Source organism: Eggerthella sp. (assembly GCF_048329335.1).
Classification (GTDB): Bacteria; Actinomycetota; Coriobacteriia; order Coriobacteriales; family Eggerthellaceae; genus Eggerthella; species Eggerthella lenta.
Genome location: NZ_DBFEGU010000283.1, coordinates 21,266 through 30,757, shown reverse-complemented (window position 1 = coordinate 30,757; position 9,492 = coordinate 21,266). Strand labels below are relative to the sequence as shown.

Annotated in this window: 10 protein-coding genes; 5 read left to right on the top strand and 5 right to left on the bottom strand. The window is 65.9% G+C overall.

Going from position 1 to position 9,492, the window contains the following annotated elements:
• The first annotated feature begins 444 nt into the window (after window positions 1-444).
• Complete coding sequence (gene ahpC, locus ACMO6A_RS09085; protein WP_009305022.1) at window positions 445-1,008, top strand: alkyl hydroperoxide reductase subunit C; 564 nt, start codon at window positions 445-447, stop codon at window positions 1,006-1,008.
• 86 nt (window positions 1,009-1,094) lie between these two features.
• Here ahpC and ACMO6A_RS09080 read toward each other — a convergent pair whose 3' ends face one another.
• The 5 genes from ACMO6A_RS09080 to ACMO6A_RS09060 form a co-directional block, all read right to left on the bottom strand.
• The gene (locus tag ACMO6A_RS09080; protein ID WP_009305021.1) at window positions 1,095-1,751 is read right to left on the bottom strand and encodes a DUF6320 domain-containing protein; all 657 of its coding nucleotides are present in this window, start codon (window positions 1,749-1,751) and stop codon (window positions 1,095-1,097) included.
• On the bottom strand, window positions 1,748-3,130 hold the full coding sequence (locus ACMO6A_RS09075) for a phthiocerol/phthiodiolone dimycocerosyl transferase family protein (RefSeq protein ID WP_015761072.1): 1,383 nt from the start codon (window positions 3,128-3,130) through the stop codon (window positions 1,748-1,750). Before ACMO6A_RS09075 ends, ACMO6A_RS09080 begins: the two co-directional genes overlap by 4 nt.
• Window positions 3,103-4,125 carry an alpha/beta hydrolase gene (locus ACMO6A_RS09070; protein ID WP_009608742.1) on the bottom strand — a complete coding sequence of 341 codons (1,023 nt, stop codon included), beginning with the start codon at window positions 4,123-4,125 and terminating at the stop codon, window positions 3,103-3,105. Before ACMO6A_RS09070 ends, ACMO6A_RS09075 begins: the two co-directional genes overlap by 28 nt.
• A gap of 115 nt (window positions 4,126-4,240) precedes the next feature.
• The gene (locus ACMO6A_RS09065) at window positions 4,241-5,269 is read right to left on the bottom strand and encodes an LCP family protein (RefSeq protein ID WP_015761071.1); all 1,029 of its coding nucleotides are present in this window, start codon (window positions 5,267-5,269) and stop codon (window positions 4,241-4,243) included.
• A 114-nt stretch (window positions 5,270-5,383) separates the two neighbouring features.
• On the bottom strand, window positions 5,384-5,854 hold the full coding sequence (locus ACMO6A_RS09060) for a C-GCAxxG-C-C family protein (RefSeq protein WP_015761070.1): 471 nt from the start codon (window positions 5,852-5,854) through the stop codon (window positions 5,384-5,386).
• A 121-nt stretch (window positions 5,855-5,975) separates the two neighbouring features.
• Here ACMO6A_RS09060 and ACMO6A_RS09055 point away from each other — a divergent pair, with 121 nt between their 5' ends.
• From ACMO6A_RS09055 to ACMO6A_RS09040, 4 genes are all read left to right on the top strand, one after another.
• Window positions 5,976-6,689, top strand: a complete 714-nt coding sequence (locus ACMO6A_RS09055; RefSeq protein WP_015761069.1) for a response regulator transcription factor — start codon at window positions 5,976-5,978, stop codon at window positions 6,687-6,689.
• Between the two features lie 109 nt (window positions 6,690-6,798).
• A complete protein-coding gene (locus ACMO6A_RS09050; protein WP_015761068.1) occupies window positions 6,799-7,719 on the top strand; it encodes an ABC transporter ATP-binding protein in 921 nt (306 codons plus the stop codon).
• A complete protein-coding gene (locus ACMO6A_RS09045) occupies window positions 7,716-8,489 on the top strand; it encodes an ABC transporter permease (RefSeq protein ID WP_015761067.1) in 774 nt (257 codons plus the stop codon). Before ACMO6A_RS09050 ends, ACMO6A_RS09045 begins: the two co-directional genes overlap by 4 nt.
• 25 nt (window positions 8,490-8,514) lie before the next feature.
• Entirely contained in the window at window positions 8,515-9,444 is a 930-nt protein-coding gene (locus ACMO6A_RS09040; RefSeq protein ID WP_015761066.1) for a sensor histidine kinase, read from the top strand.
• The last annotated feature ends 48 nt before the right edge of the window (window positions 9,445-9,492 follow it).

Sequence of the window (9,492 nt, the reverse complement as noted above, 5' to 3'; positions counted from 1 at the left end):
GCGGAGATGAAATCGCCGGCGTCGGGCACGCTGACGCGCAACCCCGTAGCCGTCGCGGGCAGGATGCCCATCATCACGAATTCGGCGAACCCGAGCGCGAACGATCCGGTGGCAAGGGCGAGCAGGCTTTTATTCATAGGATGGATGGTTCCTTCGGGACGGGGAGTATCGGATTGCGGCGAGAGGAGCGCTCTTTGCCGCGCGGGTTTCTCGCGAAGCCGGCTTAGTATGCCATCGCCGCGCTTCGGGCGGGCGAAACTTGTCGAGAATATGACAAACCTTCCATCGGACGGCCTCGGAGAGCCGGCGTGCTTTTGGAGATTGTCCGGAGACGTTAGAATACGATAGCTTGTGAGTAGCAATTATGAGAAAGTTCGCTTTGGATAACAACTTGGCGAAGACGGATCCCGCCGGAAGCGTCTTCAAGAGATAGGAGCAGCAACTATGTCCATGATCAACAAGGAAATCGACGACTTCACCGTCCAGGCGTTCCATAACGACGACTTCGAAACGGTGACGAAGGACGACGTGCTGGGGAAGTGGAGCGTGTTCTTCTTCTACCCGGCCGACTTCACGTTCGTGTGCCCGACGGAGCTGGAAGACCTCGGCGCGCTGTACGACAAGTTCCAGGAGGCGAACTGCGAGATCTACGCGGTGTCGTGCGATACGCATTTCGCGCACAAGGCCTGGCACGACGCTTCCGAGAACATCAAAAACCTGCCGTATCCGATGCTGGCCGACCCCACGCACAAGCTGGCCGACATCTTCGACGTGTACATCGAGGAGGAGGGCGTGGCCGAGCGCGGCAGCTTCATCGTGAATCCCGAGGGCAAGATCGTGTGCTACGAGGTGAACGCCGGCAACATCGGCCGCAACGCCGCCGAGTTGCTGCGCCGCGTGCAGGCCAGCCAGTTCGTGGCCGAGCACGGCGACTCCGTGTGCCCCGCGCGCTGGGTGCCGGGCTCCGAGGTGCTCCATCCGGGCATCGACCTGGTGGGCAAGCTGTAAGCCTGCATCGGCCGCGCATCATTGCTCGAGCGGAACCGATCGGCGCCCGATCCCCTGCGGGGTCGGGCGTTTTCGCGCTTACGTTCCTACGCCGAGAACAGCTTGCGGATTTCGGCTGTCAGCTGCTTGCGCGCGAATACCACGAGCCCAAGCAGGAACACGCTGGCGGTGAGCGCGCTCACGAGCGAGGGGACGTCCCACGTAGTGAGCCCCAGCGCCTGCAGCGCCAGCGGGATGAGGCCCAGCCCCACGTCGAACAGCAGGTACTTCGCGTAGCCCGAGACGAACGTGCCGCGGAACACCGCCAGCAGCACGCCGTCGAACACGAGCGCCACCAGGCAGATGCCGGGTATGACGAAGGTGGTGACCACCGGGTTGCGCGAAACGAGGAACCAGATGGCGGCGATGGCCAGCAGCACGAGGAAGTAGCGCGCCACGACGCGCAGGAAGTCGGGCGTGTGCGTGAGGATGTTGCGCACGAACAGGTAGTTCACCACGAGGCCGACGCAGACTGTGACCACGATGTCGCCCGGAAGCTGGAGCAGATGACCCAAGAACAGCATCACCAGCAAGCACGCCCCCGTGGCGAACGCCAGCACCGCCAGCGCGATGGCGCCCGACTTGCGCACCTCGTTGCGCGGGAACACCGCGGGCGACGCGTCGCCCGAAAGCTCGGCTTGGCACAACGGGCACCGGTCGAGGTCGCCCGAGAACTGCACGCCGCATTTCTCGCATCGTTTCATCGGCCGTCGTCCTCCCTCGCGTCCGTCTCGTTGTGCGCCGGCGCCTCGCTCTTCGCGCTCGCGCCTTCGCGTGCGGGGGTTTGCCCTCCCCAGCGCTTCACCGAGGCCTCGATCTTGGCTTCAAGACGGTCTTCCGCCACCTCTTCTTTTGTCTTGTTGATGTTGATGCGCCCCTCGATGCCTTGGCCGGAGAAGAACCTGCAGATGTTCTTGATGACGTCCGGGTTCGAGTACACCGTGGAGATGCCGATGCTCAGATCGTCGCCGAACGCGCACATCAGGAAGTTCAGGCCGGTGGTCGAGGTCAGGATGTTGACGTCGCGAATATAGGGGGCCAGGCGTTCGTCGATGCGGATGGGGCCGAGGTTCGACATAGTGGTGGTCACGTCGCGCGCGGCCAGGCGGTTCGCCAGCCCCAGGATGAAGTCCTTCGCGAACAGCGGCGCCAGGCGCAGAAGCGGGTTCTTCTCCAGCGCGATCATGCGGTTCATGCGGCTCTTGAGCTCTTCGGCCTGCGTGGCGGTTTTCAGCTGATCCTGCACGATGCGGGCGATCGTCTCCACCGGCTCGTCCTCGTCGCCGGGCACGTAGGATACGAACGCCAGCCCGAAGAAGTTCTTGACGGTGGTGGATTTGAAGAACTGGCGCAGGTCGACCGGCACGTCCATGCGGATGGCGCGGCTGCGGTCGCGGCGCGGCATTTCGGCGCGGATGGCGCACATGATGACGGCGATCACGAGCGCGGTCACGCCTACGTCCCAGCTGCGCGCCAGGGCGAGCACGCGCTTCGCGGGGAGGTGGTACTCGAAGAACGTGGGATCGGCCTCGTCGCGCCAGCCTTTCAGCCGGTATACCTTCGGTGCCCGCGTTGCGGCGGCTTTGTCGCGTTCGAAGTATTTGTCGAAGCTGTTCTCGGACTTCTGGTGGTCTGAGCCGTCGTATTCTGCGGGCACGCCCTTCACGCCGTAGCGCTCCTCGATGTAGGCGTGCAGCAGGGCCTTGAAGAAGCTGAGCGAGCCCCGCCCGTCGGACACGATGTGCGACACCTCGAGGTTGATGCGCGCGGCGTGGTAGCTGACGCGGAACAGCACGCTTTTCGCGTGGACGTGCAGTCCGTAGCAGATGGGGAGGTTCTCCTGCTGCACGACGGGGACCTGGGCGGACTGTTCAAGGTAGTGCCAGAACATGCCGCTGCGCAGGCAGACGTTGAAGTTGGGGAAGACGCCTGCCGTCTTCTCGAGGGCATGCTGCAGCGCAGCGGGATCCACATCGTCTTGCATGGTGGCTGCGTAGCGGAACACCGTCTGGGCCGAGCTGCCCGCCTGGGACGAGTAGAACTTGCCGACGTTGTCTAGTCGGTACCAAGTATCCCGAGCCATGCGGGTTCGCCCTCCTGCGTGAGATCGTCGCCGTCCAAGAAATGCTTGATGATGCGGTACGTGTCCTTGACCAGGCTGAGCACCGACGGATACAGAAGGTAGCCGTGCACGGCGTCGAGCATGCGGTAGCACTGCACCTCCTGGTCGCCTTCCAGCTCCAACCGCGCCGCGTACGCTTCTCCCTCGTCGCGCAACGGGCAGTACTCGGCGCTGATGACCAGCGTGCGCGGTTGCCGCGACAGGTCGGGGTCGAGCAGCGGCGCGAAGTAGGGGTCGTCGAAATCGGCGGGCGCCGAGCGGTACAGGTCCATGTAGCCCTCGATGTCGCGCCAGGTGAGCAGGTAGTCCTCGCCGTTCTCGCGCACCGAGTCGAACCACGACGTGAACGGGTCGTGGTCGTTGTACGTGACGGGGTACAGCAGCATCTGCGTGCGCGGCTGGAAGTCGCCGCGGTCGCGCGCCATGAGCGACAGCACTGCCGCCAGGTTGCCGCCCGCGCTGTCGCCGAACAGCACCACGTTCTCGGGGTCGACATCCTCCAGCAGCGTGCCCGCGTACAGCTGGCGCGCCACCTCGTAGCAGTCCTCGGCCGCCTGAGGGAAGCGGTGTTCGGGTGCGCGCCGGTAGTCGACCGACACTACGCGTCGCTCCAGTTGGATGGCCATGGTGGTGCACGCGTCGATGTAGAAGTCAACCGTGCCGTTCACCCAGCCGCCGCCGTGGAAGAACAGGACGGTGCCGCGCGAGTCCTCGGATACCTTCAGCCCCTCGGCCAGCGAGAAATCGAAGTCAAGCGGCGTGAACACGCGCAGCGGCACCTCGAAGCCGTCGGGCATCGTGGCGAAAGCCTCGTCGATGCGGCAGCGGGGGTTGGGCAGCACGAGCTTGGCGCTGACGTCCTCGGCGAGGCGCTGCGTTTTGTAGAACTCCCTGATGTCGGGCCGAAGCCGTGTTGCCGCCTTGAACGCGGCAAGAACCGCCTTGTTGATGGGCATGCATGCCGTCCTTTCTCTGAGCCTCATCGTAGCATAAGCGAACCCTGCCGAGCAGGGCGTTACGCAAGGCTCATCCAGGTATCGGGCAGATGTTTTTATCTTGTCGAGAGGAGATTTACCCCAGGTCGATCACCGTGGTGACGCTGACGGGGGCTTCCGGGGATTCCGTCTCGGCGCTCCAGACGCTCACGGCGGGGGCCGGATCCTCGCCAGCGTCGACGGCCTTCATGACGGCTTTCCATTCCTCGCGGCTTTCGGGCACGAGCCATAGGCCGCCGGCTTCCTCCAGGAAATCGCCGTAGTAGGGGCCGGTGGTGCTGTGCACGGTGATCTCGTCGCCACTTGCCAGCTCGTCCGCCCAGGCCAGCTGGTCGTCGAGCGGCACGTTCGTTTCCACGAAGCCCTGCAGAAGCGTCAGCAGGGCGCCGGTCTGCGCAGGGTCGTCGTACGCCAGCTCGATGAACCGCGTCATCATCTGGCGATCCACCACCTGGCGGATCATCTCCTGCTGGTAGCCGGTGTCGCCGTAGCCGGTGCGCGCACGTGACAGCGCCATGGCGCGCCACGGCGTGAGCGTCTGCGGCCCGGCTTCGTACACCTCGTCGGGATGGTCCTTCGTGTAGAAGTTGTACGTCAGCCCGTAGGGCAGGTCCACGTCGAGGCCGCCGAAGTGCTCCACGATGCTCTGCAGCCCGTCGAAGCCGACCACCACGTACTGCGAGACGTCCACGCCGACGACGTCGGACACGGCTTGGCACTGCGCTTCGGGACCGGCGTTGGTCAGCATCTGGTTGAGCTTCGCGGTGTTGCCGTCAGGGAAAACGTAGGCGGTATCGCGAGGCACGCTGACGAGCGTGATCAGGTGCTTCTCGAAATCGAGGCGCATGAGCATCATGAGGTCGGCGTGGCCCGGCGTGTACTCTTCCCAGGAGTCGTCGCCGATGACGAGGATGTACTCGGGGTCGGGCACCGGGGGCGCCGGCGTGTCGTTCACGACGAGCGGCTCCGGCTGCGCTTGCTGCGCCTTTTCTTGCGCGGACGGAGCAGAGCAGGCGCCGAGGGCGGCTGCGAGCGCGATGGCGGCGAGGAGCGCGACCGTCCTGAGGGTCTTAGTCAGCTTGACGTTGGAAGCGATGGGGGACATGTGGACCGCCTTCTTTCCGCGTGCGTTTCGTCTCGATCTCCTCCATGATACCGGATGGCCCGTTCGCCGAGCGCGCCGTTTCGTCGGACGACGCGAACCGCGTGCATCGTCCGGCTACGCGTCGAGTGGTTTGTCGGCGGGGAGGCCGGCCAGGGCGTCCGCAGCCAGCTGGAGCGCGTCGACGATGCAGCCGTCGCAGCTGCGCAGGGGCTGCTTGGTCTTGATCCCCTTGAGCTCAGGGCACAGGGTGGAGCCGTTTTGCTCGCGGAAATCGTTCACGAGCTTCCGCACGATGCGGTACGTCGCCTGTTTGCTGGTGCGGTCGTCTTGTCCGTTGCTGTTCGCCAGGCCGATGGCCATGGCGGCGCCCGATACGGCTCCGCAGGTTTCGGTGAGGCCGCCCATGCCGCCGCCCAGTCCCTCGGCAGCGCGGAAGCACAGCTCCTCGTCGGCGCCGATCAGCGGGGCGAGCGTGCAGGCGACCGCCTGGGCGCAGTTGTACTTCATGCCGTGCAGCTCCAGCGCGCGGCGGGCGAGCGCCTCGCGGTCGAAGGGGTTGCGCGTGCGGGGGTCTTCGATGGTCATGGATCGGTCCTTTCGTTCGGTCGCAGCTATGATAGCGCGTCGCCGGCTCTCCGTGGTCGTGCGGTTTCCTTTCGGGTATCCTGAAACGGTTACGGAAGAGCGGCGCCGGAAGGAGCGGGCTGTGGGCGAGCGCACCATTCTCATCGTGGAGGACGACGCGGACATCAACGCGCTGCTGGCGAAGATCGTCGCGCGCGAGGGATTCGGCTGCGTGCAGGCGTATTCGGGCACCGAAGCGCTGCTGCAGATGGAACGCGCGGCGTTCGATCTGGTTCTGCTCGACATGATGCTGCCGGGCATGGATGGGCCGACGTTGATGGCGTGCATGCGCGACGAGCTGGCCTCGCGCGTGCCGGTGATCGTGGTGTCGGCGAAGGCGGGCTCGGCCGACAAGGTGGGCATGCTCGCGGCCGGCGCGGACGACTACGTGACGAAGCCCTTCGACCCCGACGAGGTGGCCGCGCGCATTCATGCGGTGCTGCGCCGCGCTGCGGGAGCGAGCGCGGCTGCGGGCGCGGGCGGCGTCTGCCCCGACGACGAGGCGCTTGTCCATCGCGACCTGCGGCTGGACGTCGCGCGCCGCCGCGTGACGCTCGGGGATGCCGAGGTGGCGCTGACCGCGCACGAGTTCGACATCCTGCACGTGCTCATGCGCTCGCCCGACAAGGTGTTCTCGCGCGAGCTGCTGTACGAGCTGGTGTGGAAAAACGGCTATTACGGCGAGCAGAACGCCGTCAACGTGCATGTCAGCAACATCCGCAAGAAGCTGGCGGCGGCCGGAGGGGCGGGCGACTACATCAAAACCGTGTGGGGCATCGGCTTCAAGCTGGCATGATGCGGGCCTTTACGCTTTCCTTAACCTTTCTTGAGGACTTATTTCCAGGCTGCATCGTATCGTTTCCCCAAGACGACAAGGCAAGCGGAAGAAAGGGAGAAACGATTCCATGGACACGGTGATCGAGACGAGGGGGCTGACGAAACGCTACGGCGGGGACGTCTGCGCGCTGTACGACGCGGACGTGAGCGTCCGCCGCGGCGACATATTCGGCGTGGTGGGCGACAACGGCGCGGGCAAGACGACGCTGTTCAAGCTGCTGTGCGGGCTGGCGTTTCCCACGGAGGGCGAGGTGCGCCTGTTCGGCGCGCACGAGCCGCGCGAGTTGGAGCGCCAGCGCACGCGCATCGGCTCCATCATCGAGAGCCCCGGCTTCTATCCGGGTTTGAGCGTGGAGAAGAACCTGGAATGCTGCCGCATACGCAAGGGCGTGCCGGGCAAGGACGCGGTGGCGCGCGTGCTGGACACCGTGGGGCTGGCGTATGCGAAGGATCGGCGCTGCCGCACGCTGTCCCTGGGCATGAAGCAGCGTCTTGGTTTGGCGATGGCTCTTTTGGGCGAGCCGGAGGTGCTGATCCTCGACGAGCCCACGAACGGCCTCGACCCCAGCGGCATCGTGGAGATGCGCGCGTTCCTCCAAGGGCTCAACCGCGACAAGGGCATTACCATCGTGATATCGAGCCACCACTTGGCGGAGCTCGAGCAGATGGCCACGACCTACGCGTTCCTGAAACGGGGTTGCGTGGTGGAGCAGGTGAGCGCGCGCACGCTGCAAGAGCGGTGCGCCGACTACGTGGACATCGCCGTGTCGGATGCCGCGCGCTTCACCGCGCTGCTGGAGAAGGAGCTGCGTCATGAGCGCTACCTGGTGCTGCTGGACGGCACCGTGCGCATCTTCGACCCGGCGGCGGGCATCGAGGCGTATAGCGGCCTGGCAGTCCGAGCGGGCATGGACGTGTCCAAGCTGGAGCGCAGGAAGATGTCGCTCGAGCAGTACTATCTCGAGCTGAAGGAGAAGGGGGTCGCATGATGCTGAACTACACGAAGAGCGAACTCTACCGCATCGTGCACGGCCGGGAGCTGTACCTGTTCACCGGCGTGTTGTGCGCTATCGTGCTGTTGTCGAGCGTATTGCTGTGGGCGATGGCGAGCACGCCCGACTTCCCCTACGCCACCGTGCGGTTCTCGCTCAGCAATCTGATCTCGATGCTGCCCTCGCTGTTTCTGCTGGCGGGGCTGCTCGTCTGGGTGCTGTTCGCCGACGATAGGAAGGACGGCACGTTCAAGAACGCCGTCGCGGACGGCTGCTCGCGACGCGATCTGTTCGTGGGCAAGTGTCTTGTGTCCACGGGGCTGGGGCTGGCCAGCATGATGGTGATCCTGGCGGTGTACGTGGGCAGCGCCGTGCTGCTGCTGGAGGGGCCCGCAGACGCGGTGCCCATCCTGCTCAAGGGCGTGGCGGCGGCGCTGCCGTTCACCGTCGCCTGCGTTGTGCTGGGCGTTGCGGTGTGCTCCGTGCTGCCGAAGACGAGCGCTGCGTTTCTGGTGTGGTTGGCCATCGTGGCCATCGTGCCTTCGGCGCTGCACGCGGTGGGAATGGTCGTGGAGCCGGTGGGCGCGCTGGCCAGCTGGTTGCCGTACAACTTCTTCTCCAACGAGGTGGCCATCAACCAGAGCGGCCTGGCCGAGTTTCTGTGGGACACGCCGGCGGGTTTGGCGAAGTGCCTGATCGCGGGGTTCGCAGGCGTAGCGGTGTTCGGCATCGCGGGCCTGTGGCGCGCAAGCAAGAGGGAGCTGTAGGGGCGCGACGGGAAAGGATGCGGCAATGACGGCAGTCCTCGGGGCGGTGGCGGTTCTGGCGCTGGGAGCGGCGGTGTTCTTCGCTGTGCGCTGTGCGCTGCTCAAGCGCTCGCTTCGGCGGGCGAACGGCGAGCTGGCCGAAATCGTGCGCGGCCTCGAGGACAACCGCATCGTGAAGCTGCCGCAGCCCGACAAAGACTTGGAGGCGCTGCTGGGCACCGTGAACCATGCGCTTGCGGCCGTGCGCGAGCAGGGGGTTGCGTACGCGCGCCACGAGGCCGAGCTGAAGGCCCAGGTGGAATCCATCAGCCACGACCTCCGCACGCCGCTGACGGCTATCGTGGGGTACTTGGCGCTTCTGGATGAAGAGGGCATGGACGCCGATACGCGCGCGTCGCTTGCCACGGTGCGCCGCAAAGCCGACGCGCTGCAGCGGCTGATCGCGCAGTTCTACGAGCTGTCACAGGCACGCAACGAGGATGCGCCGCTGGCGTGCGAGCCGGTGGAGGCGGGCCGTTTGGTGCGCGAGTCGGTGGCGGGGCGCTACCGACTGTTCGAGGAGCGCGGTTTGGAAGTGCGCCTGCGCGTGCCCGACCGGCCGGTTCGCGTGCGGGGCGACGAGGGCGCGCTGGAGCGGGTGGTGGAGAACCTCGTGCACAACGCCGGCAAGTACGCGCGCTCGACCTTCGACGTGGAGGTGGGGGAGGCCCTCGGCGGCCGCGTGACGGCGACGTTCGCGAACGATGTCGACGCGGCGTTCTCCTGCGAGGTCGAACGGCTGTTCGAGCCCTTCTACACCGCCGACGCGGCGCGCTCGGGCGAGCGGTCGGGCCTGGGGCTGGCCATCGCGCGCTCGCTGGTCGGGCAGATGGGCGGCACGCTGGACGCGTGCCTGGAACAGCGCGAAGGCGAGCGCTGGCTGTGCTTGCGGCTGGAGCTGGCGGCGATCGGCTGACAAGGGCCTCCGGTATCGGCGGGAACCCTGTGGGCCGCGAAACGACCG